At 70.0% G+C, this 24412-nt stretch carries 22 protein-coding genes; 9 read left to right on the top strand and 13 right to left on the bottom strand.

From position 1 onward, the window contains the following. Positions 1–18: 18 nt before the first annotated feature. Genes C5E07_RS08900 through C5E07_RS08885 form a run of 4 tightly spaced genes read right to left on the bottom strand, consistent with a single transcriptional unit; the run spans position 19 to position 5548 of the window. The gene (locus C5E07_RS08900; RefSeq protein WP_258063823.1) at positions 19–1797 is read right to left on the bottom strand and encodes a biotin carboxylase N-terminal domain-containing protein; all 1779 of its coding nucleotides are present in this window, start codon (positions 1795–1797) and stop codon (positions 19–21) included. Beyond that, positions 1794–3428 carry a 5-oxoprolinase/urea amidolyase family protein gene (locus tag C5E07_RS08895; RefSeq protein ID WP_104299159.1) on the bottom strand — a complete coding sequence of 545 codons (1635 nt, stop codon included), beginning with the start codon at positions 3426–3428 and terminating at the stop codon, positions 1794–1796. Before C5E07_RS08895 ends, C5E07_RS08900 begins: the two co-directional genes overlap by 4 nt. A gap of 4 nt (positions 3429–3432) precedes the next feature. Beyond that, a complete protein-coding gene (locus tag C5E07_RS08890; protein WP_104299158.1) occupies positions 3433–4227 on the bottom strand; it encodes a LamB/YcsF family protein in 795 nt (264 codons plus the stop codon). 28 nt (positions 4228–4255) lie between these two features. Next, on the bottom strand, positions 4256–5548 hold the full coding sequence (locus C5E07_RS08885; protein WP_104299157.1) for an NRAMP family divalent metal transporter: 1293 nt from the start codon (positions 5546–5548) through the stop codon (positions 4256–4258). A 172-nt stretch (positions 5549–5720) separates the two neighbouring features. On the opposite strand from C5E07_RS08885, the gene C5E07_RS08880 reads away from it, so the two are divergent. Continuing rightward, positions 5721–6389 carry a GntR family transcriptional regulator gene (locus tag C5E07_RS08880; RefSeq protein WP_104299156.1) on the top strand — a complete coding sequence of 223 codons (669 nt, stop codon included), beginning with the start codon at positions 5721–5723 and terminating at the stop codon, positions 6387–6389. A 78-nt stretch (positions 6390–6467) separates the two neighbouring features. Next, the gene (locus C5E07_RS08875) at positions 6468–7217 is read left to right on the top strand and encodes a glutamine amidotransferase (RefSeq protein WP_104299155.1); all 750 of its coding nucleotides are present in this window, start codon (positions 6468–6470) and stop codon (positions 7215–7217) included. Here C5E07_RS08875 and C5E07_RS08870 read toward each other — a convergent pair. From C5E07_RS08870 to C5E07_RS08835, 8 genes are all read right to left on the bottom strand, one after another. Beyond that, complete coding sequence (locus C5E07_RS08870; RefSeq protein ID WP_104299154.1) at positions 7214–8104, bottom strand: ABC transporter ATP-binding protein; 891 nt, start codon at positions 8102–8104, stop codon at positions 7214–7216. The two genes, C5E07_RS08875 and C5E07_RS08870, sit on opposite strands and share 4 nt — an antisense overlap. Next, the gene (locus C5E07_RS08865; protein ID WP_104299153.1) at positions 8097–9182 is read right to left on the bottom strand and encodes an iron chelate uptake ABC transporter family permease subunit; all 1086 of its coding nucleotides are present in this window, start codon (positions 9180–9182) and stop codon (positions 8097–8099) included. Before C5E07_RS08865 ends, C5E07_RS08870 begins: the two co-directional genes overlap by 8 nt. Then, positions 9179–10225, bottom strand: coding sequence for an iron ABC transporter permease (locus C5E07_RS08860; protein WP_104241035.1), 1047 nt, complete (start codon positions 10223–10225; stop codon positions 9179–9181). The genes C5E07_RS08865 and C5E07_RS08860 overlap by 4 nt, the downstream gene beginning before the upstream one ends. Further along, positions 10222–11166 carry an ABC transporter substrate-binding protein gene (locus C5E07_RS08855; protein ID WP_104299152.1) on the bottom strand — a complete coding sequence of 315 codons (945 nt, stop codon included), beginning with the start codon at positions 11164–11166 and terminating at the stop codon, positions 10222–10224. The genes C5E07_RS08860 and C5E07_RS08855 overlap by 4 nt, the downstream gene beginning before the upstream one ends. Before the next feature lie 55 nt (positions 11167–11221). Beyond that, positions 11222–11980 carry an ABC transporter ATP-binding protein gene (locus tag C5E07_RS08850; RefSeq protein ID WP_104299151.1) on the bottom strand — a complete coding sequence of 253 codons (759 nt, stop codon included), beginning with the start codon at positions 11978–11980 and terminating at the stop codon, positions 11222–11224. A 34-nt stretch (positions 11981–12014) separates the two neighbouring features. Then, positions 12015–13064 carry an iron chelate uptake ABC transporter family permease subunit gene (locus tag C5E07_RS08845; protein WP_104299150.1) on the bottom strand — a complete coding sequence of 350 codons (1050 nt, stop codon included), beginning with the start codon at positions 13062–13064 and terminating at the stop codon, positions 12015–12017. Next, complete coding sequence (locus C5E07_RS08840; RefSeq protein ID WP_104299149.1) at positions 13057–14070, bottom strand: ABC transporter permease; 1014 nt, start codon at positions 14068–14070, stop codon at positions 13057–13059. The genes C5E07_RS08845 and C5E07_RS08840 overlap by 8 nt, the downstream gene beginning before the upstream one ends. A 166-nt stretch (positions 14071–14236) precedes the next feature. Next, on the bottom strand, positions 14237–15247 hold the full coding sequence (locus tag C5E07_RS08835; protein ID WP_104299148.1) for a siderophore ABC transporter substrate-binding protein: 1011 nt from the start codon (positions 15245–15247) through the stop codon (positions 14237–14239). Positions 15248–15469: 222 nt separating this feature from the next. Here C5E07_RS08835 and C5E07_RS08830 point away from each other — a divergent pair, with 222 nt between their 5' ends. Both C5E07_RS08830 and helR read left to right on the top strand, forming a co-directional pair. Then, positions 15470–16660 carry an FUSC family protein gene (locus C5E07_RS08830; protein WP_104299147.1) on the top strand — a complete coding sequence of 397 codons (1191 nt, stop codon included), beginning with the start codon at positions 15470–15472 and terminating at the stop codon, positions 16658–16660. A gap of 49 nt (positions 16661–16709) precedes the next feature. Next, positions 16710–18899 (top strand): RNA polymerase recycling motor ATPase HelR, encoded by a 2190-nt coding sequence (gene helR, locus C5E07_RS08825; protein ID WP_104299146.1) that lies wholly within the window; start codon positions 16710–16712, stop codon positions 18897–18899. Positions 18900–19007: 108 nt separating this feature from the next. Here the strand turns inward: helR and C5E07_RS08820 are convergent, their stop codons facing one another. Then, on the bottom strand, positions 19008–19433 hold the full coding sequence (locus C5E07_RS08820; protein WP_146080559.1) for a hypothetical protein: 426 nt from the start codon (positions 19431–19433) through the stop codon (positions 19008–19010). Between the two features lie 184 nt (positions 19434–19617). Here C5E07_RS08820 and C5E07_RS08815 point away from each other — a divergent pair, with 184 nt between their 5' ends. From C5E07_RS08815 to C5E07_RS08795, 5 genes are all read left to right on the top strand, one after another. Continuing rightward, positions 19618–20601 (top strand): NUDIX domain-containing protein, encoded by a 984-nt coding sequence (locus C5E07_RS08815; RefSeq protein WP_258063819.1) that lies wholly within the window; start codon positions 19618–19620, stop codon positions 20599–20601. Between the two features lie 174 nt (positions 20602–20775). After that, entirely contained in the window at positions 20776–21300 is a 525-nt protein-coding gene (locus C5E07_RS08810) for a pyridoxamine 5'-phosphate oxidase family protein (protein WP_104299143.1), read from the top strand. Positions 21301–21473: 173 nt separating this feature from the next. Next, the gene (locus C5E07_RS08805) at positions 21474–22274 is read left to right on the top strand and encodes a tryptophan-rich sensory protein (protein WP_181057890.1); all 801 of its coding nucleotides are present in this window, start codon (positions 21474–21476) and stop codon (positions 22272–22274) included. 183 nt (positions 22275–22457) lie between these two features. Further along, a complete protein-coding gene (locus C5E07_RS08800; RefSeq protein ID WP_104299142.1) occupies positions 22458–22790 on the top strand; it encodes an L-rhamnose mutarotase in 333 nt (110 codons plus the stop codon). 184 nt (positions 22791–22974) lie between these two features. Continuing rightward, the gene (locus tag C5E07_RS08795; protein ID WP_104299141.1) at positions 22975–24393 is read left to right on the top strand and encodes an amino acid permease; all 1419 of its coding nucleotides are present in this window, start codon (positions 22975–22977) and stop codon (positions 24391–24393) included. Positions 24394–24412: the final 19 nt, after the last annotated feature.

Here is a 24412-nt window from a genome sequence, read left to right as displayed (position 1 = left end):
CCGTCGCCTGGCAGGAGATCAGCTTGCCGCGTCGAGCTCCGCGAGCACCTCGCCAGCTGCGATGGGGCTCCCCGCCTCGGCCCGCTGGCGGAGGACGCCAGCGGCCGTGACCTGCACGGGCGTCTCCATCTTCATGGCCTCGACGACGGCGACGGCAGTCCCCGCCTCGACCTCGGCGCCGTCCTCCACGAGCCAGCGCAGGAGCGTGCCGGCCATCGGTGCGGTGACCGACGAAGCTGACGCGCCGCCCGCATCCGCCGACTCGACCCCACCCGCCGAGTCGAGCGCTGACGCCCCGGGGCCAGAGCCTCCGGCGGCGAAGAGCGTCGCAGGGAGCCGGAGGGCGACGCGGCGGCCGTCGAGCTCGACCCACGTCGAGACCACGGAGGGGTCGCTCGGCTCGACGGCGAGCGCCTGCTCGGGGACCCGCTCGGCGAAGGTCGTCTCGATCCACTGCGTGTGCACGCCGAAGCCGGGAACGCCGTCGGCGCTCTCGCCGCCGATGAAGTCCGGGTCCTCGAGCACCGCACGGTGGAAGGGCAGCACCGTCGGCACGCCTTCGACCTCGAACTCGGCGAGGGCGCGGCGCGCGCGGCGCAGCGCCTCCTCGCGGGTCGCGCCGGTGACGATGAGCTTCGCGAGCATGGAGTCGAACTGGCCGGAGACCACGGAGCCGGTCTCGACCCCCGAGTCGACGCGAACGCCCGGTCCGGACGGTGCGCGGAACAGCGAGATGGTGCCCGGCCCCGGGAGGAAGCCGCGCGCCGGATCCTCGGCGTTGATGCGGAACTCGAGCGAGTGCCCGCGGGGCGTGAACTCGGCTGCGTCGAGCGCGAGCCCGTCGGCGATGCGGAGCTGCTGGACGACGAGGTCGACACCAGCGGTCTCCTCGGTGACGGGGTGCTCGACCTGCAGGCGCGTGTTGACTTCGAGGAACGAGATGACGCCGTTCGCGTCGAGGAGGAACTCGACGGTGCCAGCGCTGCGGTAGCCGGCGGCCGCGCAGATGTCCCGGGCCGAGGTGTGGATGCGCTCCCGCTGCTCCGCGGTCAGGAAGGGGGCAGGTGCCTCCTCGACGAGCTTCTGGTTGCGGCGCTGCAGCGAGCAGTCGCGGGTGCCGACGACGACGACGTTGCCGTGCTCATCGGCGAGCACCTGCGCCTCGATGTGGCGCGGCGACTCGAGGAACTGCTCGACGAAGCACTCGCCCCGGCCGAAGGCGGCGACGGCTTCTCGCCCGGCGGCGGCGAAGAGCTCCTCGACCTCGTCGAGGCGGCGCGCGACGCGGAGGCCGCGGCCACCGCCCCCGAACGCGGCCTTGATCGCGATGGGGAGGCCGTGCTCCTCCGCGAAGGCGCTCGCCTCAGCGGGGGAGTCGACGGGGCCGCTGGTTCCGGCGACGAGCGGCGCGCCGACCTGCTCTGCGAGGCGGCGGGCCGAGATCTTGTCGCCGAGCAGCTCGATCGCCTCGGGCGACGGGCCGATCCAGACGAGCCCCGCCCCCTCGACGGCGCGCGCGAACTCGGCGTTCTCGGAGAGGAAGCCGTAGCCCGGGTGCACGGCGTCGGCGCCCGTCGCGTTGGCCGCAGCGAGGAGCTTGTCGGCGTCGAGGTAGGTCTCCTTCGACGTCGCGCCCTCGAGCGGCACGGCCTCGTCGGCGAGGCGCACGTGGAGCGCATCGGCGTCGCCGTCGGCGTACACGGCGACGGAGGCGACCCCGTAGTCGGCGCAGGCGCGGGCGACGCGCACGGCGATCTCGCCGCGGTTCGCGATGAGGACCTTGGTGATGCGGGTCATCGGAGTTCTCCTGGAGTCTGGGGGCGTGGGGTGTGGGTGCGTGGTGCCACGATGCGGAATCGCACGGCGGCGCCGACGGGCAGCTGGCCCGCGAGGGGCAGGTCATCGGTGATGACGGCCCCGAGCACGGGGTAGCCGCCAGTGAGGGGGTGGTCGGCGAGGAAGAGCACCGGCTGCCCGTTCGGGGGCATCTGGATCGCCCCGCTGACGCAGCCCTCGCTGGGCAGCTCGCCGCTCTTCGCTCGGGTGAGGGCGTCGCCGTCGAGTCGCACGCCGACCCGGTTCGATTGTGGCGTCACGTGCCAGTCCTGGCTCGTGAAACGCTCGATCTCCTCGGCGGAGAACCAGTCGTCGCGGGGGCCGAGCACGATGCGCAGCTCGACGGTGTCACCGCCGGCCCGGGGAAGCTCGCGCGGCTGGGCATCCGCGACGGGGCTCGCAGCGACGAGGGTGGCGTGCGGCGCGAGAACGCCGAGCACGTCGCCGGCTTGCAGCGCGTCGGGGCCGAGCCCCGCGAGGAGGTCGGTCGCTAGGCTCTCGAGCACCGGGGGTGCGTCGAACCCGCCGCGCGCCGCGAGGTAGCTGCGCACGCCCGCGGCGGGGGAGCCGAGCTGCAGCTCGTCACCGTCGTCCAGCGCGAACGCCGCTCCGAACGGGGCGGTGCGGGGAAGGGCGCCGGAGACGGTCAGGGGCACCTCGGCACCCGTCACGGCGACGACCTGCGGGCCGCGCGCCCGCAGCAGGAGCCCGCCGTAGGCGACCTCGAGGGTGGGGGCTGCCGCGGTGTTGCCGACGAGGCGGTTCGCCTGGCGGTGGGCTGGCGCATCCAGTGCCCCGGAGGCGGAGACGCCCATGCTGGCGTAGCCGTTGCGTCCGAGGTCCTGGAACAGGGTCTGCAGGCCCGGGGAGACCACCTCGAGGGCGGACCCGCGGTCGGCGTTGCCCCTGGGATGCTCGGGTTCTGCCTCCCGGGGCGCGTTCGCCCTGGCAGCGCTCAGGGTCGAGCGCGCCCGCTCGGTCGCGGCGGCGACGCTGAACGTGACGAGGTCTCCCGGCGCCATGAACGCGGCCGGGTCGCGGTCGAGGTCCCACATGGGCACCTCCGTGGTGCCGATGAGCTGCCACCCGCCGGGACTCTCGCGCGGGTAGACGCCGCTGTACGTGCCTGCCAGCGCGACGGAGCCCGCGGGGATGCGCGTGCGGGGCGTCGACCGGCGCGGCACGTCGAGCACGGGGTCGTCGCCCGTCAGGTACGCGAAGCCGGGCGCGAAGCCCACGAACCCGACCGTGAAGGTCGAGCTCGTGTGGCGGCGCACGACCTCGTCGGCGGAGATGCCGAGGAGCTCGGCGACCTCCGCGAGGTCCTCACCGTCGTACCGCGTCGGGATCTCGAGGCGCCTCGGCTCTCCCGTGCGCACGCCGCTGAGGTCGGCTGCCGCCGCGGCGGCCTCGATCTCCTCGGCGGTGACCCGGGCTGGCCGGAACGGGACGAGCAGGGTGCGCGCACCCGGCACCATCTCGCCGACACCGGGGATGCGCAGTGCGGTCAGGGCGTCGAAGAGCGCGATCGTCTCGTCGAGGCTGCTGCACTCGATGAGGACCGCGTCGTCGCGGGCGGTGAGGACTCTCATGGGGTCAGGCCAGCTTTCCGGCGGCTGCCGGCGCGGCTGCGAACGGGCGCAGCTCGACGCCGGCCTCCGTGAGTGCGAGCCGCACCTGCTTTGCCATGTCGGTGGCCCCTGGGCTGTCGCCGTGCACGCAGATCGAGTCGGCCCGCAGCTCGAGCGTGCTGCCGTCGATCGCCTCCAGCAGGCCCTCGGTCGCGAGGCGCACCATGCGCTTTGCGACCTCGTCGACGTCGTGCAGCACGGCGCCGGGCTCCCGGCGGGAGACGAGCGTGCCCTGCGGCGTGTAGGCGCGGTCGGCGAACGCCTCCATCGCGGTGGGGATGCCCGCCTCGGTGGCGAGGCGGAGCACGGCCGAGCCCGGCATGCCGAGGAGCACGAGGCTCGGGTCGACGAGGCGAACGGCCTCGACGACGTCCGCCGCCTGCCGCTCGTCGTGCACGATCGTGTTGTAGAGGGCGCCGTGCGGCTTGACGTAGCGCACGCTGGTCCCCTCGGCGGCGGCGAGTGCCTGCAGGGCGCCGATCTGGTAGACCACATCGGCCACCAGGTCGTCGGAGGCGACGTCGATGTTGCGGCGCCCGAAGCCGGCCAGGTCGCGGTAGCCGACGTGCGCGCCGATCGCGACCCCCGCATCCGCCGCCCCGTTGACGGTGGCACGGATGGCGCGCGGGTCGCCGGCGTGGAAGCCGCAGGCGACGTTCGCGCTCGTGACGATGCCGAGCATCTCCTGGTCGTCGCCGAGGGTCCAGCGGCCGAAGCCCTCGCCGAGGTCGCTGTTGAGGTCGATGGAGCGTGCGTTCATGTGGTCAGCCTTTCGCTCGGGATACGGATCAGGTGTTGAGGAGGTCGAAGATCGGCCCGACCGCGTTGACGGCCATGTACCAGGTGATGAGCGTCGCGAGCGTGCCGATGATGAGCAGCCACTTCGGGTACTTCGCGCCGCCCAGTTTCGACGGGCGGAACCAGCCGATGTACATGAACAGGGTGAGGCCGATCGGCAGGATGAGGCCGTTGAAGCCGCCGACGAACACGAGGAGCGTCGCGGGCGGGGTGCCGATCGACAGGTAGATGGCCAGCGAGAAGAGGATGAAGCCGACGGTCCAGAAGTCGGCGGTGCGGCCCGCGATGCGCTTCGAGAAGACCGGCAGGAACGACACCGAGGTGTAGGCGGCGCCGATGATGCTCGTGAGGGCGGCGAGCCAGAAGATGGCGCCGAAGATGCGGAAGCCGGCCTCGCCAGCTGCTGCCTGGAAGGCGTCCGCTGCCGGGTTGAGGGTCGTGTCGAGCACGACGCCGCTCGCGACGACGCCGAGGATGGCGAGGAACAGCACGTAGCGCATGATGCCCGTGATGACGATGCCGGTCACGGCCGCGCGGTTGACTTCCCTGATGTGCTCCGGTCCGGCGTTGCCGGAGTCGAGCAGCTTGTGCGCTCCCGAGTAGACGATGTACCCGCCGACGGTGCCGCCGACGATCGTCGTGATGGTCGCGAAGTTGATGGTGTCGGGGAGGACGGTCTGGCGGAGTGCGTCGCCGATGGGCGGCTGCGCGACGATGGCGACGATGACCGTGAGGATGATCATGGCGATACCGGCCACGATGACGACCCGGTCCATGACGATGCCGGCGCGCTTGATGAGGAAGATGGCGATCGCGATGGCGGCGCTGATGACGGCGCCGACCTTGACGTCGAGGCCGAGCAGCACGTTCAGGCCGAGCCCGGCGCCGCCGATGTTGCCGATGTTGAAGACCAGGCCGCCGATGACGATGAGCACGGCGAGCACGTAGCCGCTGCCGGGGAGGGCGTCGTTGGCGAGTGCGCTCGCGCGCTTCCCGGAGAGCGTGATCATGCGCCAGATGTTGAGCTGGACGGCGAGGTCGATGAGCACCGAGATGAGGATGCCGAAGGCGAACGCGGCGCCGAGCTGCTGGGTGAAGGTCGCCGTCTGGGTGATGAAGCCGGGACCGATGGCCGAGGTGGCCATGAGGAAGAGCGCGCCGACCAGCGAGGTGCGGCGTGCTTTGGCGTACTGCTTGAGCTTCTCGGGGGTGCTCGCCTCGTCGGCGGCAGAAGAGCCGGACGCTGGGGACGCCGGGGAAGCGGGAGGAGGTGTGGAGGTCATGACTCGTTCCAGTTCGGTAGGGGAGCAGCGAGTGATTGCGGCAACCCTACGGTTGTTCAACGCTGAGCAACAGATTGTTCAACGATAGACGCGTAAATGTCTTGTTACAAGATGTATCGGGGGTATTTCGCGGAACGGGTCGACGCGGAGTGCCGCCGGTAGAGTGCGAAGCGTGAACGCAGCCGACGAGACCCTCGACAGGGCGGAACGGGCGGCCTCGAGCCTCCGCCAGATGATCGTCACGGGCGAGATCGTGCCAGGGCAGCGCCTCTCGGAGAGCGCCATGACCGAGCGACTCGACGTCTCGCGCAACACCCTCCGCGAGGCCTTCCGAATGCTCACGGCGGAGCGACTGCTCACCCGGCGCCCCAACGCGGGCGTCTTCGTCGCCATCCCCTCACTGGCCTCGATCCTCGACATCTATCGCGTTCGACGCATGATCGAGGTGCAGGCCCTGCGCGCCGCCCCGGGGCGGCACCCGGCCGGGGCGCGGATGCGCGAGGCCGTCGAGCACGCCATCCGAGGGCGAGAGGCCGGCGACTGGGCGGCGGTCGGCACCGCCAACATGGCGTTCCACACGGCGATCGTCGCGCTCGCGGACAGCGAGCGCCTCGACCGCGTCTACGCGAACGTCTCGGCGGAGCTGCGGCTCGCGTTCGGCTTCCTCGAGGACCTCGAGTACCTGCACGCGCCCTACATCGAGCTCAATCAGCGCGTGCTGGAGCTCCACCTCGCCGGCGATACGGACGAGGCGGCGGCGGCGCTCGACGAGTACCTCGTGCGCTCCGAGCGCACCGTGCTCGCCGCCTACGCGCGCATCGCCCCGGCGCCGACGCTCTGACCCGACGCCCAGACTCAACGCCCTGCCCCGACGCCCGACTCGTCGCCTCGAGTCGCACCCAACCCCAAGGAGCCCGCCGTGTCCCTCACCGCTCTGGTCGTCCGCCACGTCGTCTTCGAGGACCTCGGGCTGCTTCGTGACGTGCTCACGGAGCGCGGCTACGACATCCGCTACCTCGAGGCTGGGCAGGACGAGATCAGTGCCGAGCTGCTCGTCGATGCCGACCTCGTCGTGGTGCTCGGCGGGCCGATCGGGGTGGGGGATGCGGAGCGGTACCCGTTCCTGACCCCCGAGATCGCCGCCATCAGGGCTCGCGTCGAAAGAGGCCGGCCCACGCTGGGCGTGTGCCTCGGGGCCCAGCTCATGGCGGCAGCCATGGGCGCGGCGGTCGCGCCGACGGGGCGCGTGGAGATCGGCTTCTCGCCGCTCATGCTGACCCCGGATGGGGCAGCTTCGGTGCTGGGCGGCCTCGCCGACGTGCCGGTGCTGCACTGGCACGGCGACCAGTTCGAGATCCCCGCAGGAGCCGAGCGACTCGCCGAGACCCCCGGCTTCCCGAACCAGGCGTTCGCCGCGGGCCGGAACCTGCTCGGCCTGCAGTTCCACCTCGAGGTCGACCCGCGGATGGTCGAGACCTGGCTCATCGCGAACGCCTACGAGCTGGCCATCCACGAGCTGGACCCGCGGGAGATCCGCGCGGATGCGCTCGCGCTCGCCCCACGCCTCACGGCCGCCGCGCGGACCGTCGTCGGTGGCTGGCTCGACGCGCTCGATCCCCTCGACGCCAGCGTGACTGAACCCGGCGGGAACGACGCCAGCGGGAACTAGGCCGGGGAGCCCGTGCCCTCCCGCGCGCTCTCCGTCGAGCGAGGGTGGGGCATCCCGCGCGGCACGACAAGCGGCCCGCCCGTGATGGGGTCCTCGATGACGACGTTCGGCAGGCCGTAGATCTCCTCGACCCGTTCGCTCGTCACGACGTCGCGGGGTGTGCCGGACGCGAGGATGCGCCCGTCACGCATCGCGATGATGTGATCGGCGTAGCGCGCGGCGTGGTTGAGGTCGTGCAGCACGGCGACGACCGTGCGGCCCTGCCGGTTGAGGTGCGCGAAGAGCTCCATGAGCTCGACCTGGTGCGCGATGTCGAGGAACGTTGTCGGCTCGTCGAGCAGGAGGAGCTCGGTCTCCTGCGCGAGGACCATCGCGACCCACACCCGCTGGCGCTGGCCGCCGGAGAGCTCGTCGACGCGTCTCGACGCCAACGGCAGGGTGCCCGTCGCGTCGAGGGCATCGCGGACCGCTCGCTCGTCGGACTCGGACCATTGGCGCAGGAGACGCTGGTGCGCGAACCTGCCGCGGCCGACGAGGTCGGCGACGGTGATGCCATCCGGGGCCAGGGCCGACTGCGGCAGCAGGCCGAGGCGGCGGGCGACGTCCTTCGCCCGCATGCTCGTGATGGCCTTCCCGTCCAGCACGACTCGGCCGGCGTCCGGCGCGAGCAGGCGGGACAGGCCGCGGAGCAGGGTGGACTTGCCGCACGCGTTCGGGCCGATGATGACGGTGAAGGAGCCGTCGGGGATCTCGGCGCTCAGGTGCTCGATGATCGGTCTGCCGTCGTAGCCGAGGGTGATGTCCTCGGCAACGAGGCGCGACGAGGCGGGGAGCTTGGCGCGCTCTCGGGTCGTGCGGGCGGTGGGTGGTGGCTGGTGCTCAGGCACGGCGGCGGATCTCCTGGACGATGGTGACGACGAGGTAGAGGCCGCCGACGGACACCGTCACGACCCCAACCGGCAGTGTGACGGGAAGGATGTGCTGGGCGATGAGATCGGAGGCGAGGAGGAGCAGGGCCCCGACCAGGGCTGCGAGCGGCAGCGACAGGTACGGGGTGCGCGCGATGCGGCGCGCGATCTGGGGAGCCGCCAGGGCGATGAAGGCGACGGGGCCGATGACGGCGGTCGAGATCGACACGAGGCCGACCGCGGCGAGCAGGACAAGCGCGCGGACGAGCTGCGGCCTGGCGCCGGTCGCGGCGGCCACGTCGTCACCGAGGTCGAGCTGACGCAGCTGCGGGGCGAGGAAGAGCAGCACGGCGAACAGCGGGATGCCGCAGGCGATCGCGCCGGCGAGGGGCGGCCCGGTCACGCCGTTGAGGGTGCCGGCGCCCCACGCGGAGGCGAACATGGCGGTCTCGAGCTCGACCTCGAGCAGCATCCACGTGTTCGCGGAGGCGAGCATGGCCGAGACGCCGATGCCGATCACGATGAGGCGGAACCCCTGCGCGCCACCGCGATGCGCGAACGCCCAGATCACGAGGGCCGTGAGGAGGCCGCCGATCACCGCGCCGGCGGTCATGAGCGGCCAGGAGGCGGAGAACACGACGATGCTCACGAGCATGCCCGTGAAGGCGCCGTTGGAGAGGCCGAGGATATCGGGGCTCGCGAGCGGGTTCCTCGTGACCGTCTGGAAGAGGGCGCCGGCAACGGCGAGGAAGGCGCCGAGGGTGATGGCCGCGATGACCCGAGCGAGTCGCCACTCGTAGACGACGGTGCGGTCGAGTGCGTCGCCGCCGCCGAGCAGGGCGCGGACGACGGCATCGGGGCTGAGCGGATACGTGCCGAGCCCCAGGCCCAGGATTCCGAGGACCAGCACGGCCGCGGCCACGGCCGCACCGACGATGGCGCTGCGCAGGCGGACGGAGACGGCGATGGGGCCGGCCCCGAGGCGGAGCTGCCGGTAGCCGAGGTCGACGGGCTCGAGGCGGTCCTCGGTGGGGGTCGGGGTGCGGGTCGCTGTCATGAGAGGGTGCTCGCCTTCCGCTGTCTGGCGAGGGCGATCAGGATCGGGGCTCCGACGAACGCCGTGACGATCCCGACGGGGATCTCGGCGGGCGCGATGAGGACGCGGCCGAGCACATCCGAGAGGAGCACGATGACGGGGGCGAGGACCACGGAGATGACGAGGATGACCCGCTGGTCGACGCCGAACAGCCACCGTGCGACGTGCGGCACCATGAGGCCGATGAACGAGATGGGGCCGGCCAGTGCGGTCGCGGTCCCCGCGAGCACGGTGACGGCGAGGATGACGCCGACTCGGATCGCGCCGACGTTGGCGCCCTGGGAGCGGGCGACGTCCTCCCCGAGGGCGAGGGCGTTGAGGCCGGGGGCGAGCAGGAGGGCACCGAGCACTGCGAGCGCGATGAAGGGGAGCACCGGCAGCAGGACGTCGAAGCCGCGGCCGAGCAGCGAGCCGGCGTTCCAGGACCGCATCCGCTCGAAGGCATCCGGGTTGCTGAGGGTCATGCCGGTGGTCATCCCCGAGAACACGGCGCCGAGGGCCACCCCGGCCAGGGTGAGGCGGATGGGGTCGGCGGGGCCGCGGCCGGAGGAGCCGATGAGGTACACGGCGACGGTCACGATGAGGGCGCCGAGGAAGCCCAGCCACACGAACGACGAGATGTCTCGGAGCCCGAGGAACGCCACTCCGATGGCGATCGCGAATGCGGCCCCGGCGTTGACGCCGAGGATGCCGGGGTCGGCGAGCGGGTTGCGGGTGAAGGCCTGGATGAGGGATCCGGCGACGCCGAGGGCGACGCCGACGACGATGCCCGTGACCGTGCGCGGCACCCGGAGCTCGGCGACGACGTAGCGCGCTTCGGAGGAGCCGCCGCCCCGCAGCACGTCGAGCACGACGTGCGGCGGGAGCGCGTTGGAGCCGAGCATGAGGGAGAGTGCCACTGCGGTCACGAGCAGGGCGAGGAGCACGAGGGCGCCGATGGTTGCGCGCGCTCGTGACCCCGCCCTGAGTCGAGCCGGGGTGCGATCGGTGTGGAGGAGCGTCACCGCTGGGTTTCGAGGAAGCGCTCGATGTCGTCGAGCACGAGCGCGCCGCCCTTGGGGCCGACGCCGGACACCCAGTAGCTGGTGTCGACGAGGGTCACCGAGGGGAACTCGGCGGCGTTCTGGGTGATCGCGGCAGGGATGGTCGATGCGTCGTCGACGTCGGCGGTCGTCACGAACACGTAGTCGGCCTTGGCGTCGAGGATGTTCTCGGGGGAGAGGTCGGCCTGGAGTCCGTCTTCCCATTCCTGCTCGGGGATGGTGAGGCCGGCGCATTCGAGCGCGCCGCCGGCGAACGAGGTCGGACCGTAGAGGCTGAGCGTCGTCTCGTCGCGGGGGCGGATGAGGTTGGCGGTCTTGCCGTCGACGCCGAACTCGGTCTTGATCTCCTCGCAGCGGTCGTTGAAGCCGGTCAGCAGCTCCTGTGCCTCGTCCTGCTGCCCGAGGGCTTCGCCGACGAGGAGGACGTTCTCCTGCCACGGGTCGGCCTGGCTCGCCATGAAGACGGTGGGGGCGATGGCTCCGAGCTGCTCGTAGAGCTTCGAATGCCGCGACTCCGTGCCGAGGATCAGGTCGGGCTTGAGGGCGGCGATGGCCTCGAGGTCGGGCTCCGGCACCGTACCGACGGGCTCGACGCCGTCGACGCCCAGGTACTCGGGCACGCCGGCGACGTTGCTCGCGACTGCTGCACCGACCGGGGTGACGCCGAGGGCCACGGCAGTGTCGAGCTCGACGGGTTCGAGGACGACGACGCGCTGGGGGTCGGTTGGGACCTCAGCCGTACCGCGGGCGTGCTCGACGGAGCGGGTCCCGGATGCGCTGCCCTCCGCGTCTCCAGCGGTCGGGGCGTCCGCGGCTCCGGCCGAGCATCCGGCGAGCAGCAAGCCCGTGAGGGCTGCGGAGGCGATGAGCGTTGCGGCTCTGCGTGTGGTGCGTGTGTGCATGGTGAACGACTTCCGTGGGGTGGGATGGGGAGGGGGATGCGCTGCCGGCGAGTGCCTACCGGTAGTAGACGGCGAGCGGGTAGTCGCCGTCGTGGCGCACCTGGATGGGGGTGCCGAAGACCTGCTCGAGCGTCTCGGTCGTCATGAGCTCGCTCGGGCTGCCGGAGTGCGCGAGCTGGCCGTCGGTGAGGGCGACGATGTTGTCGGCGTAGGCGGCCGCGAAGTTGATGTCGTGGATGACGATGACGAACGTCTTCCCGAGTTCGTCGGCGGCGCGGCGCAGCTGGCCCATCATGGCGACGGCGTGCTTCATGTCGAGGTTGTTGAGGGGTTCGTCGAGGAGGATGTAGTCGGTGTCCTGGGCGAGCACCATGGCGACGTAGGCGCGCTGGCGCTGCCCGCCGGAGAGCTGGTCGAGGTATCGGTGCTCGAGTGCCGCCAGGTCGAGGAACTCGATGGCCCGGTCGATGTGCACCTTGTCGTCGGCGGTGAGGCGCCCCTGCGAGTGGGGGAAGCGGCCGAAGCCGACGAGCTCGCGCACCGTGAGCCGGGTGACGAAGTGGTTCTCCTGGCGGAGGATCGAGACGACCTTCGCGAGGTCGCGGCTCCTGGCCTTCGTGACGTCGTGTCCGCCAACGGTGACGGTGCCGGTGCTCGCATCCGTCAGCCTGCCGACGATCGTGAGGAGCGTCGACTTGCCTGCGCCGTTCGGCCCGACGAGCGCCGTGATACCGCCAGCCGGGATGTCGAGGGTCACGGGGCCGAGCACGGTGGTCTTGGCGTAGGTCTTGGTGACGTTCGAGAGCGAGATCACAGAGCACCCTTTCGGAGGAGGTAGCCAGTCGGAGTCACAGTGCACCCTTTCGGAGCAGGTAGACAATGAAGAACAGGCCGCCGACGAACTCGATGATGATCGAGAGGGACCCGGCCGCGTAGAACACGTGGCGCAGCACGAAGTAGCCGCCGAGCAGCGTCAGCATGCCGAGCAGCATCGCGAACGGGATGACGTGCTTGTGCAGGGAGGAGCCCGTCAGCTGGTAGGCGAGGGTCGCGACGATGAACCCGAAGAACGTCATGGGGCCGACGAGGGTCGTCGAGATGGAGATGAGCACGGCCGTCAGGATGAGGAGCACCGTGACCTTGCGCTTGTAGGCGACGCCGAGGTTGACGGCGGTGTCGCGGCCGAGGGCGAGCACGTCGAGGGTGTTCCGGGTGCGCCAGATGAAGGCGAGCACGACCGCGATGATGAGCGCAGCCCACGGCAGGTACTCGGGGTTCGAGTTGCTGAGGTTGCCGAAGAGCTTCGCGGAGAGCACGTCGAACTCGCTTGGGGTGAGGAGGCGCTGCATGAAGGTGGAGAGCGAGCCGAAGCCCACCCCGAAGACGACGCCGATGAGCAGCATGATGTGCAGGTTGCCGCGTTTGCCGGAGAACAGCCACGTGTAGAGCAGCGTCGCGAAGCCCACCATGAGGAAGCTCTGCAGGAACACCTTGGGCAGGCCGTCGGTGGAGGCGAGGGCGGCGCCGCCGAGGAAGAACACGAGCGCGGTCTGGAAGACGACGTAGATCGCGTCGAACCCCATGATCGAGGGGGTGAGGATGCGGTTGCCGGTCGCGGTGTGGAACAGCACGGTCGCGACGGCCTGGCAGGCGGCGACGACGATGACGGTCGCGACGGTCACGACGCGCAGGTTCACGGCGAGCCAGAAGCCGCGGCTGCCGGGCTCCATGGCGATGTCGTAGGTGAGGACGCCGACGGCGGCGAGGACGACGAGGGCGCCGAGGATGCTGAAGCGCAGCCACAGTCGGGGAGCTTTCGCGGGGCGGCTGGCGTCGCTGACCTGGTCGCCGATGCGACGGGACGTGGATCTCGGGAAGCGGGGCACGGTCTCAGCCATTGCGGCGCATCCGGAGCAGGAGGGTGATGAAGACGGCGGCGCCCACCATGCCGAGGATCATGGAGACGGGCAGCTCGAAGGGCATGCGGATGACGCGGCCGATGATGTCGCAGACGATGATGATGCCGACGCCGAGTACGCACACCCAGGGCAGGTTCGATCTGAGGTTGTCGCCGCGCGCCATGGAGACGAGGTTCGGCACGATGAGCCCGAGGAAGGGCAGGAAGCCGACCACGACGGTGGTGACGCCGGTGGCGATGGCGACGAGGGCCGTGCCGATGAACATGACGAGGGTGTAGTTGAGCCCGAAGTTCGTGGCGATGTCCTTGCCGAGGCCCGCGACGGTGAAGCGGTCGGCGACGAAGTACGCGATGACGACGATGACGGCGACGATCCACAGCACCTCGTAGCGGCCGCGGACGACGCTCGTGAAGCTGCCCATGAACCAGGTGCCGAGCATCTGCAGGTAGTTCGTCTCGATGGCGAGCCAGGTCGTGAAGGCGGAGACGACTGCGCCGAGCATGATGCCGATGAGCGGCACGATCAGGGCGGAGCGGAGGGCGACGCGGCGCAGCACGGCGAGGAACACCATGGTGCCGATGAAGGCGGACACGCTGGCCATGACCATGCGGGTCGTGAGGCCGGCCGCCGGGGCGACGATGTAGCTCACGAGTAGGCCGAGGGCCGACCACTCGGTGGTGCCGGTCGTCGTGGGCTCCACGAAGCGGTTCTGGGTGAGCAGCTGCAGGATGAGGCCGGAGACGCTCATCGCGCAGCCCGCGAGCACGAGCGAGATGGTGCGGGGGACCCGGGAGATCCAGATCATCTCGCCGCCGAACTCGTTGCCGGCGATGTCGTAGGCGCCGACGAAGAGCGACAGGACGGCGAGACCGGCGACGGTGACGATGCCGATGGGAAGCGCCCCTCGCCGGTTGAGGAGCGGCACGTGCGGCTTCGGCGCGGCTCGGGGCGCCGGCGCTGCTGGGGGTGGGGCTGTTGCTGTCATTCGCTCGCTGTCGTGGGTGACGTGCGGAGGGGTGCTGTGCGGCTGCCGCGGCTTGCGCAGCTGAACGGCGGGAGACCCCGGGGAGCCCGGGGCCGGTTCGTGCCCCGCCGCTCGGGTGCCGCGAGGGCACGGGGGGAGCGGCGGGGCACGAGAGCCCGGGGCGTGGCTAGCTGCTCACGCCGGAGAACGCCGCTGCGACGTCCGTGTACAGGCCCGTGTAGGCCTGGATGCCCTCGTCGAGGTAGAAGGACGGGTCGAGGTAGACGATCTGGTTCTTCTGCACGGCTGGCACGTTCTGCAGGGCCTCGGCGCCGGCGATCAGCTCGGCTGCTGCCGTCGCGCCCTCTTCGCCGGTGCCGGCGTCGCGGTCGAGCACGATCATCCACTCGGGGTTGGCCTGGGCGATGGCCTCGACGCTGATGTCGTCGCCGTGCGAGGCATCCTCAGCGGCCTGGTCGATGGCGGGGGTGAGGCCGATCGTGGGGAAGAGCTGGCCGACGCCGCGTCCCTCGCCGGGTGCCGCGTAGGCGATCTCGCCGCCTGAGGTGATGAGCCCGACGACCGTGTCGGTGCCGTTGTAGGCGCTCTTGGCGTCGGCGATGGCGGTGTCGAACGCGGCGACCGTCTCGGCGGCTTCCGCTTCCTTGTCGAAGATCTGGCCGAGGATCTCGACCTGGCGCTTCAGCTCGCTCGTGGCCTCTTCGCCGTCGCGGGGGTTGATCTCGATGGTCTTGGGCTGGATGCCCTTGAGGTCCTCGTAGTAGTCCTGGAAGCGGTAGCCGCCGATGATGAGGTCGGGCTCGGCTTCGATGACGGCCTCGAGGTCTGGCTCGCGGTGGAGGCCGACATCGAGCACCTCGTCGCCACCAGCGAGGTCGGGCCAGACGCTCTCCATGAGCGGCTTGGGGGCTGCGACGACATTGATGCCCCAGTCGCTGAGGGTCTGGAACGTCGTGTTGTCGAGGGCGATCACGCGCTCGGGGTTGACGGGAACCTCGATCTCGCCGTGGTTGTCGGTGATGGTGACGGTTCCGGATGCAGCGGCGGTCTCTTCGGGCGCGGCGCCGGTGGCCGCTGGGGCGCATCCGGCGAGGAGGAGCGCGGAGATGGCGAGCAGGCCGGCACCCTGGATGCGGGCGGCCGTGCGCCGCGTGGAAGTCGTGAGCGTTTCGGGCATGGCGGATCCTCGGTTCGGGGATGTGCTGTGCTGCGCGCACAGAGAGTGGAGCCGTTGCAGGGGCCGCACGGGCGCTTTGGGGGCGGACGGGCCAAGCCTGCGCGTCGCGCTGAACGTCCAACGCGACTCGGCTTTGAGTAAGGCGAGCCTATCTTAAGTTCGGGGCCGTGGTCAGGGCTGGCAGACGGGGAGAAGTCCCCAGGGCGGGGAGATAATGGCGCAATGCCTTTTTCCCGACACGAGCTGATTCCTGGCTGGCGCGACCTCGTGACGATGGGGCCCTACCGACGTGACCACTGGGTGGCGCTGCGGGTTGCGCTGGCGATCGGCGCGCCACTGGTGCTCCTGTGGGCGACCGGATCCATGCAGCTGGCGATCTTCGCCGTGTTCGGCGCATTCACGAGCGTCTACGGTCGCGGGCTGGGCGTCTTCGCCCGCCTCCGGCTGCAGTCGATCGCCGCGGGGGCGCTGCTCGTCTCCGTCGGGGTGGGTGCGCTCATCTCCTTGTCGCCCGAGCGCGGCCTGCTCGTGCTGCCCATCGCCGCCGCATGGGCGTTCCTCATGTCCCTCCTCGGCGACCGGGTACGGTGGGCGCCTCCCGGCCCCATGTTCCAGATCTTCGCCCTCGCCGCGATCGCGGCGCTCGCGGTGGACGGGGCGGTGCTGCTGCGTGGTCTCGGCGTGGCCGTCGTGACGGCCGTGTGGTCGCTGCTCCTCGGGCTCGCGTTCGGTGTGGTCGGGGAGCTCGTGGACAGGGGCCGCGCGGCGCGAGCTGCTGCCGGCGGGGCCGGTGCTCCTGCTCAGGCTCCGGGGCCAGCTTTCTCGGGACCAGCCGCAGCGGGAGCAACCGCCTCGGGGGCCTCCGCTACGGGTGCACCCGCCTCGGGGGCCTCCGCTGTGGGTTCGCTGTCGACGGGGTCGATCAGGTCGGTTCGTCCGGCGAGGTCGACGCCGCTGGGGCGTGCGTGGATGTTCGCGGTCGGCACGCTGGTGGCTGGGGCGATTCCGCTGCTGATCGGCATCGGGCATCCGTACTGGGCGATGGTGTCCGCGATCGCCGGTCTGTCGGCGGCGACGGGGTTCCATCGGGTGCTGCGGGCGACGCATCGGCTTGTGGGGACGGTGCTCGGCCTCGGGGCGGCGGCCGTGCTGATGGCGTTCGAGCCGAGCGGCCTGGTCGTGGTGCTGCTGGTGATCGCCCTGCAAGGTGGGGTCGAGCTGTTCATCGTGCGCAACTACACGCTGGGGCTGCTGTTCCTGACGCCGCTTGTGCTGGTCATGGGGCGCCTCGCGGGGGATGTCTCGGCCGGCCAGCTGCTGCTCGAGCGGGGTGTGGAGACGCTCATCGGGGTGGCTGTCGCGGTGGCGATCGCGGTGGTTCTCGAGCGCCTGCCTGCCTCTTCCAAGTTATAAATCACCAGGGGGCTTGCCGCAAGGCCCCGTCGAGGCACCAGAATGAGCGATCGTGACATCTTCTGCTGAAGTCTTTGCCCTCCCGCCCCACCTTTCTTTCAAGTCCGACCCGGAACTGGTGGGTGCTGATGCTGAGCAGTTCGCTGCGGTCGCTGAGGCGCTGGCCCTGCAGAAGGGCGAGCTCGCGGCGCGGCTCGATGAGCTGCGGCTGACGGAGGGCGGCGCGGGGCAGCAGGCGCTTGATCGGGATACGGAGATCCATCGCCTGTCGCGTCAGCTGCGTGGCCTGGAGCGCTTCGGGGTCGATGCGTGCTTGGGGCGCATGACGCCGACGGATGGTTCGCCCGACGTGTACGTCGGCCGGTTCGGTCTCGCCGACGAGGCCGGGCGTCGACTGCTCATCGACTGGCGTGTGCCGGCGGCTGAGCCCTTCTTCGCGGCGACGCACGCGAATCCGCTCGGCCTGGCGAGTCGCCGCCGGTACCGCTGGAACGTGGAGCGGGTCGTCGACTACTGGGATGAGGTGTTCGTGCCCGGAGATCTTGTCGGTCGTGTGGCACTGGACGACCAGTCGTCGTTCATCGCGAGTCTCGGGTCGGCGAGGTCGGGGGAGATGCGCGACGTGCTCGGCACGATCCAGGCCGATCAGGACGCGATCATCCGTGCCCCTTCGCGGGGCGCGCTGGTCGTGGATGGCGGGCCCGGCACCGGCAAGACGGTTGTGGCGCTGCACCGCACGGCGTTCCTGCTGTACTCGGACCCCCGCTTCAAGCAGGGGCGCGGCGGGGTGCTGTTCGTGGGCCCGAGCCGCCCGTACCTGAACTATGTGGCGAACGTGCTCCCGAGCCTCGGCGAGGACAGCGTGCAGCTGTGCACGCTCCGCGACCTGCTCCCGGAAGGGGCCGACGCGCGGGAGGAGACCGATGCATCCGTCGCCCGGCTGAAGTCGTCGCTCGACCTGGTGCGGGCCGTGGGCAAGGCGGTGCGGTACCACCAGCGTCCGCCGCGGGCGCCGTTCTCGGTGACGACGACGGACTCGCAGGAGCTGACCCTGGACGCCCGCGACTGGGCGGAGGCGTTGGTGGCGTACGAGCCCGGGCTCACGCACAACGAGGCTCGTGAGCAGGTGTGGGAGGAGGTGCTGCGGCTCCTCGTCGACAAGCGCTCGCCGCAGGCTTCCGAGCACGCTGTGCGGGCGTCGCTGGTGCGTGACGAGCGGTTGCGGGCTGCGTTCGCGAAGGCGTGGCCGCTGCTCGACCCGGCTTCCGTGATCGCCGACCTCTGGTCGGTGCCGGCGTACCTGCAGTGGTGCGCCCCTGAGCTGAGCGCTGAACAGGTTCGGGCGCTGCAGCGGGCGGATGCTCGCTCGTGGACCGTCTCGGATCTCCCGCTCATCGACGCGGCGAGGCGACTCACGGGCGACCCGAACGAGTTCCGGCAGCGGGCCCGGCGGGCCGAGGCACTGGTGTCGCAGCAGGAGAACATGTCGCACGTGGTCGACAACCTCATCGAGGGTGACGACGACGGCGAGGGTGTCGTCACGATGCTCCGGGTCGAGGATGCGCAGCACTCGCTCATCGACGAGGATTCCCTGCCCCCGGTCGACTTCGACGAGCTGGCTGGCCCCTTCGCGCACGTGGTGATCGACGAGGCGCAGGAGCTCACCGATGCCGAGTGGGCGATGCTGCTTGCGCGGTGCCCCTCGCGCAGCTTCACGGTCGTCGGCGACCGGGCGCAGGCGAGGCACGGCTTCCGCGAGACGTGGGAGGAGCGTCTGCGAGGCATCGGCCTGCCGAAGGTCGAGGTGGCGCAGCTCACGATCAACTACCGCACGCCGGAGGAGGTCATGGCTGAAGCTGCGCCCGTCATCCTGGCGGCGCTGCCGGATGCCAACGTTCCGGTGTCGGTGCGCAGCAGCGGGCTGCCCGTCGTGCACGGATCGGTCGCTGACCTCCAGCAGGTGCTGGATGCGTGGTTGGACGAGAACCTCGAGGGAATCGCCTGCGTCATCACGGCCGTCGGGGGCGGGAGCGGTGGCGGTGATGGCCCGAGCGAAGTCGAGTTCGACAACCGAGGCCGGGTGCGCTCGCTCACTCCGGAGACGGCGAAGGGCCTCGAGTTCGACCTGGTCGTGCTCGTGGATCCCGAGCAGTTCGGGACCGGGATCGAGGGTGCCGTCGACCGGTACGTCGCCATGACCCGGGCCACGCAGCGCCTCGTGGTGCTGACCACCGACTGACTCGGCGGACCGTGTCGCCGCGGCGGTTGCTGCGGCTGCCGCGGTTCGTGTCGCCGCCACGCTTCGTGTGACCTCTGTCGACAGCCTCGGAGGGGGTGTCAGCATCGGTCACGCCGCCACGGCGAAGTACTCGGCCTTGTCGAAGTGGCGCACGCCCTCGCGCGACGCGAGGAGCTGCGCGCGCACGGAGAGCTCGCGCACCTCGCACGCGATGCCGAGCGCGGCTGCCCACAGCCGCTCGTCTGGCGTGGAGTCGCCAGGGCCTGGCCGCTCCCACGTGAGGATGATGCTCGCGGCCCGCAGCTCGGCGACCATCTCGGCGATGGCCCCCGCGATCTTCTCGAGGTGCGGATACGTGGGCCTGTTCGGGTAGGCCTCGATCGGCATGAGGACCGGGAGGGCGAGGTCGTCGGCGTCGAGGAACATGAGCCAGAGCTGGCGCCGATAGGCCTCTCCGACGAGGCCGGTCACGTGACGAAGCACCTCCTCGTCGCTGATGATGGGCTCGGTCATCGGGGCTGGGATCGCTGTCATGCGACGAGTGTGCGCGCGACGAACGGGCCGGAACCGAGCTGCCCTCGCGCCTGTGGAAGGGGCGCGTCCACAGGCTGCACGTCTGCGGAGTCGCCCCTCGCCCGCACGGTCCATGCGAGAGCATCTGTTACGCCCGTCTGGCTGGGCTCTTGGCAGCGGAGCCGCGCCGTGTGAAGCTGACGGGGTGACGACTTCCCCCGCCGGCAACCAGGTTTCGCGCCGCCTGCTGCATGGGCCGCGCGATCCCGGCGACGCGTGGGTGTACTCCGAGACCGGACAGCGCTACTGGGGCCGGTTCGGTGCCGCAGGGCTCGTGGCCGTCGACCCGCAGCGCGGCATCCTGCTTCAGCATCGCGCCGAGTGGAGCCACCACGGCGGCACGTGGGGCATCCCGGGCGGGGCGCTGCACGAGGGCGAATCCCCGGCCGTCGGCGCCCTCCGCGAGGCCGCAGAGGAAGCGGGTGTGCCGTGCGGCTCCGTCTTGCCGCTCTTCACGAGCGTGCTGGAGCTGGGCTTCTGGCGGTACACGACGCTCGTCGCTCGCGTCGTCGAGCCGTTCGATCCGGTCATCGCCGACGCGGAGAGCCTCGAGCTGCGCTGGGTTCCCATCGACGAGGTGGACAAGCTGCCGCTGCACCACGGCTTCGCAGCCTCCTGGCCTGCGCTGCGGGCCGCCCTCGAGGTGCGCCCGGCGGTTGTCGTCGACGCGGCGAACGTGGTCGGCTCGGTCCCCGACGGCTGGTGGCGAGACCGTGCGGGCGCAGCCGAGCGGCTGCTGTCGAAGGTCGAGGCCTTCGCTCGAGCCGGAGCGGCCCTGCCTGCGTCGTCCGGATCCACGTCGATGACGTCCGGCGTCTCGGCCGAAGATCTGGGGCTGGGCGGCACGAGCTGGTTCCCGGAGTTCGCGGTTGTCGTCGAGGGCGCCGCGCGGGAGATCCGCGGCCCGTCGGACGACGAGGCACAGCACGCCCAGGTTCGAGTGGTGCGCGCGAGCGCGTCAGGGGACGACGCGATCGTCGATGAGGCACGTCGCCGGGTCGATGGGGGCGAGACCGTGACGGTCGCCACGAGCGATCGCGAGCTCAGCGAACGCGTCGCGGCCGTCGGCGCCACCGTCAAGGGAGTCGGCTGGCTGCGCGAGCTGATCGGCTACGGCGCTCGCCGCTAGAGCACACGCGTTTCGTCTCGCTCCCAGGCGCCGCGCCGGGAGTGCACGGCGGGCATCCGGGAGACACGAGGGGGATTCGGAGGCCCCGTGCGTACGTTCGCCGGGTCCCGTTAGCGGGAGCGCCCGACGACGGGCGCGACAACGCGCACGATCTGATCCCCCGAGGAGCAATACATGACCGACCACACGACGCACGACGGCCACGGAACCCACTCGAACGCTTCGCATGCCGACGAGGTTGCGAAGATCGCGAAGCTCGTCAAGGAGTTCCGCTTCGCCATGCTCACGACGATCGAGGGCTCGGGGTCGCTGGTCGCGCATCCGCTCACGATTCAGGAGGCGGAGTTCGACGGCGACCTGTGGTTCCTCATCCAGAAGGACTCGACGACGGTCCGCAACCTCGCAGCGGATGCTCGCGCCGGGGTCTCACTGAGCTCGAACGACTCGTGGGTCTCGCTCTCCGGGACGGCGGGGGTCGTGGATGCGCCGGAGAAGCTGCGCGAGCTCTGGAACCCTGCGGCCGAGGCGTGGTTCCCTGACGGACCCGAGGACCCGAACGTGGGCGTCCTGAAGTTCACGGCGAGCGGTGGCGAGTACTGGGACACCCCGGGCGGCCGCATCGCGACGGTCTTCAGCTTCATCAAGTCGAAGGTCTCCGGAGAGCCCATCGAGGGGGACAGCGGAAAGGTCCAGCTCTAAGCGGCGCGGAGTCGGCTCGGAGCCGGACTCCTCTGACGCCCCCGACCATGAGCACCACGCGGTGCTGTTCATGGTCGGGGGCGTTTTCCCATGCTGCGGCGACTCGATCGCCTCTGGCACGCGAGAGTGTCAACATCCACGCCGCATTCAGTTAGATCGTTTAGCTTCTTTGCATGTCCTCCGATCTTCTCCGCCGTCTGTTCGTGACCGTCTCCGGAATCCTCTGCGTCGTCGGGACCCTCTACGGGGTGGGTCTCTTCGGCGGCACTGAGGTCAATCAGTCGTCGAGCGGCAACCTCTCCGCCGACGCAACGCTCATCGCCCCGGCCGGCACGGCCTTCTCGATCTGGTCGGTCATCTACCTCGGCCTGTTCGCCTACGTCGTCTGGCAGTGGCTGCCGAAGCAGGCCACGTCGGCCAAGGCTCGCTCCACGGGCTGGCTGGCCGCGCTGTCGATGCTCCTGAACGCCGGATGGCTCCTTGTCACTCAGTTCGGCCTGATCTGGGTGAGTGTCGTCGTCATCGTCGCGCTGCTCGCCGTGTGCATCGCGCTGGTGAGCCGCATCGCCGCGCGCCCTGCCGAGAACTGGGGCGAGCGCCTCGCGGTCGACACGACCTTCGGCCTCTACCTCGGCTGGGTGTCGGTTGCGACCCTCGCGAACCTCGGGGCGGCCATCGTCTCGACCGGGGTGGCTGCGGAGAGCACGCTCGGCGAGATCTCGACCACCGCGGCCCTCGTCGCCGTCCTCGGACTCGCGACGTTCTACGTGTGGCGATGGAAGAACCTCGCCGTGTCGGCGGCCATCATCTGGGGTGTCGCCTGGGTTGGCTTCGGGCGGCTCGCGGATGCACCCGAGTCGACGCTCGTCGGCGTCGTCGCCCTCGCGGTCGCGATCCTCATCGCCGTCACGGGGGTGCTCGCCAAGTCGATCGACTCGCGCAACGCGAGCAACCAGCAGGCCGCCCTGGCCTAGGTCCCTGCCTCGAATGGCCCAGTCACCGCTCCCGGGGTGGCTGGGCCATTCTGTATGCCATGTGCTGCGCTCCCGGGGGACACGATGTCGCTAGCATTCGAGTATGGAAGCTACCGATGGAGCCCTTCTTCGAGACGAGACGTGTGCTGCAGCCCGCGGCGAGCGCTGGATGCGAGTCTCACGATGAGGGTCGCGCTCCACTCGGAGATCAAGCCGGGATCGATCGAGGGGTACCGCGCCAGCCACGCCGTCGTGCCTGACGAGCTCATGGCCGCGTTCGGCCGGGTCGGCATCCGTAGCTGGACGATCTTCCGCTCCGGGCATCGGCTCTTCCACGACGTGATCTGCGACGACTGGGATGCGGCCATCGCCGCGCTCGACGTCGATCCGGCGAATGCGCGCTGGCAGGAGGACATCGGACGCTTCGTCGAGCTGTATCGAGACTCCGATGGTGAGGAGGGCTTCTCCTCGCTCGAGCTCGTGTGGGATCTCGAGGCGCAGAAGCGCGGCGGCTGACGGGTGGAAAGCGCCGGTTCTCGCATCCGTTCTCGGCGTTTCCAACTTGCTCCCGGAACGATCATGGGCTTACACTCGAATCCTTGGGGGATGCGTTCTTGAGACGCCTTGTCTGGTGCAATTCCAGAGTCCTCCACCAATCTTTTCTGGTGAGTTTTCCTCTCACTGGATCTAGGCTCTGGCCATGAGCGGTATCGAAGGCGATTCCCCAACTGCCGGGCCATCCCTTGAGCGCGGTCTCAGCAACCGACACATTCAGCTGATCGCTATCGGCGGTGCGATCGGAACGGGACTCTTCCTGGGTTCCGGCATCGGCATCCATAAGGCTGGCCCGTCGATTCTGCTCGTGTATGTCGTCGTCGGCGCGATGCTGTTCGTGATGATGCGGGCGATGGGGGAGCTGCTGCTCTCGAATCTCGGCTATCGCACCTTCCAGGACTTCGCCGCCGACTATCTCGGTGAATGGGCGCGCTTCTTCATCGGCTGGACGTATTGGCTGTGTCTCATCTCGATCGCGACGGCTGACATGGTGGGCGTGCAGACGTATGCGAGGTTCTGGTGGCCGGATCTTCCCGGTTGGGTGCCGATGATCATCGCGGTCGCGTTTGTGCTGGCGTTGAATCTCATTGCCGTGAAGGCGTTCGGAGAGGCCGAGTTCTGGTTCGCGCTCATCAAGGTGGTCACGATTCTCGGGCTGATCGTGGTCGGTATCTTCCTCATCGCGACGGCGTTCACGGCTCCGAACGGGGATGCGGCGAGCGTCACGCATCTGTGGGACGACGGCGGCTTCTTCCCGAACGGTCTCATCGGGTTCCTTGGCGGCTTCCAGATCGCGATCTTCGCGTTCGCGGGTATCGAGCTCGTCGGCACGACGGCGGCCGAGGCGAAGGATCCGGAGAAGAACCTGCCCAAGGCGATCAACCAGGTGCCGATGCGCATCCTGTTCTTCTACGTGCTCGCGCTCGGCGTCATCATGTGCGTGACGCCGTGGAGCGAGATCGACCCGAGCGAGAGCCCATTCGTGGCGCTCTTCCTGCTCATCGGTCTCGGTGGGGCGGCAGCCCTCATCAACGCCGTGGTGATGACGTCGGCGGTGTCAGCCGCGAACAGCGGCTTCTTCTCCTCGAGTCGTATGGCCTACGGTCTCGCGACGAGGAGGCAGGCTCCCGCGATGTTCGGGAAGCTGACGCGGACAGCCGTGCCTGGCCGTGCCCTGCTGCTGTCCTGTGGGGTCGTGCTGCTGGGCGGATCGCTCGGGTTGATCTTCGACGACGCGTTCCAGCTCGTCACAGCGGTCTCGTCGATTCTCTTCATCTTCGTGTGGTCGATGATCCTCGCGTCGTACCTCGTGTACCGGCGCCGCCGTCCCGAGCTGCATGCCGCATCCGCCTACCGGCTGCGTTTCGGTGTGCCGCTCTCGTGGGTGGTGCTCGGGTTCTTCGTCTTCATGCTCGTGGTGCTCGGCATGTTCGACGACACTCGGGGGCCACTGCTGCTGACCCCGGTGTGGTTCGTCGTTCTCGGCATCGCGTGGATGCTCGTGAGGCGTCGGGTGGGGCGGGTTCCGGAAGCGCGTGACGCTGTGGGGTCGGCCCGCCCCTAGCTGTCGCTCGTGAGCGTGG

The organism is Pseudoclavibacter sp. RFBJ3, from assembly GCF_002931375.1.
Classification (GTDB): domain Bacteria; phylum Actinomycetota; class Actinomycetes; order Actinomycetales; family Microbacteriaceae; genus Pseudoclavibacter.
This window is presented reverse-complemented; position numbering and strand designations above follow the sequence as displayed.

What these genes read in the sequence shown, in the direction of transcription:
- C5E07_RS08900 (WP_258063823.1), bottom strand. Translation starts at nt 1,797, where the DNA reads ATGACCCGCATCACCAAGGTCCTCATCGCGAACCGCGGCGAGATCGCC.
- C5E07_RS08895 (WP_104299159.1), bottom strand. Translation starts at nt 3,428, where the DNA reads ATGAGAGTCCTCACCGCCCGCGACGACGCGGTCCTCATCGAGTGCAGC.
- C5E07_RS08890 (WP_104299158.1), bottom strand. Translation starts at nt 4,227, where the DNA reads ATGAACGCACGCTCCATCGACCTCAACAGCGACCTCGGCGAGGGCTTC.
- C5E07_RS08885 (WP_104299157.1), bottom strand. Translation starts at nt 5,548, where the DNA reads ATGACCTCCACACCTCCTCCCGCTTCCCCGGCGTCCCCAGCGTCCGGC.
- C5E07_RS08865 (WP_104299153.1), bottom strand. Translation starts at nt 9,182, where the DNA reads ATGACAGCGACCCGCACCCCGACCCCCACCGAGGACCGCCTCGAGCCC.
- C5E07_RS08855 (WP_104299152.1), bottom strand. Translation starts at nt 11,166, where the DNA reads ATGCACACACGCACCACACGCAGAGCCGCAACGCTCATCGCCTCCGCA.
- C5E07_RS08845 (WP_104299150.1), bottom strand. Translation starts at nt 13,064, where the DNA reads ATGGCTGAGACCGTGCCCCGCTTCCCGAGATCCACGTCCCGTCGCATC.
- C5E07_RS08840 (WP_104299149.1), bottom strand. Translation starts at nt 14,070, where the DNA reads ATGACAGCAACAGCCCCACCCCCAGCAGCGCCGGCGCCCCGAGCCGCG.
- C5E07_RS08835 (WP_104299148.1), bottom strand. Translation starts at nt 15,247, where the DNA reads ATGCCCGAAACGCTCACGACTTCCACGCGGCGCACGGCCGCCCGCATC.
- C5E07_RS08830 (WP_104299147.1), top strand. Translation starts at nt 15,470, where the DNA reads ATGCCTTTTTCCCGACACGAGCTGATTCCTGGCTGGCGCGACCTCGTG.
- C5E07_RS08820 (WP_146080559.1), bottom strand. Translation starts at nt 19,433, where the DNA reads ATGACAGCGATCCCAGCCCCGATGACCGAGCCCATCATCAGCGACGAG.
- C5E07_RS08810 (WP_104299143.1), top strand. Translation starts at nt 20,776, where the DNA reads ATGACCGACCACACGACGCACGACGGCCACGGAACCCACTCGAACGCT.
- C5E07_RS08805 (WP_181057890.1), top strand. Translation starts at nt 21,474, where the DNA reads ATGTCCTCCGATCTTCTCCGCCGTCTGTTCGTGACCGTCTCCGGAATC.
- C5E07_RS08800 (WP_104299142.1), top strand. Translation starts at nt 22,458, where the DNA reads ATGAGGGTCGCGCTCCACTCGGAGATCAAGCCGGGATCGATCGAGGGG.
- C5E07_RS08795 (WP_104299141.1), top strand. Translation starts at nt 22,975, where the DNA reads ATGAGCGGTATCGAAGGCGATTCCCCAACTGCCGGGCCATCCCTTGAG.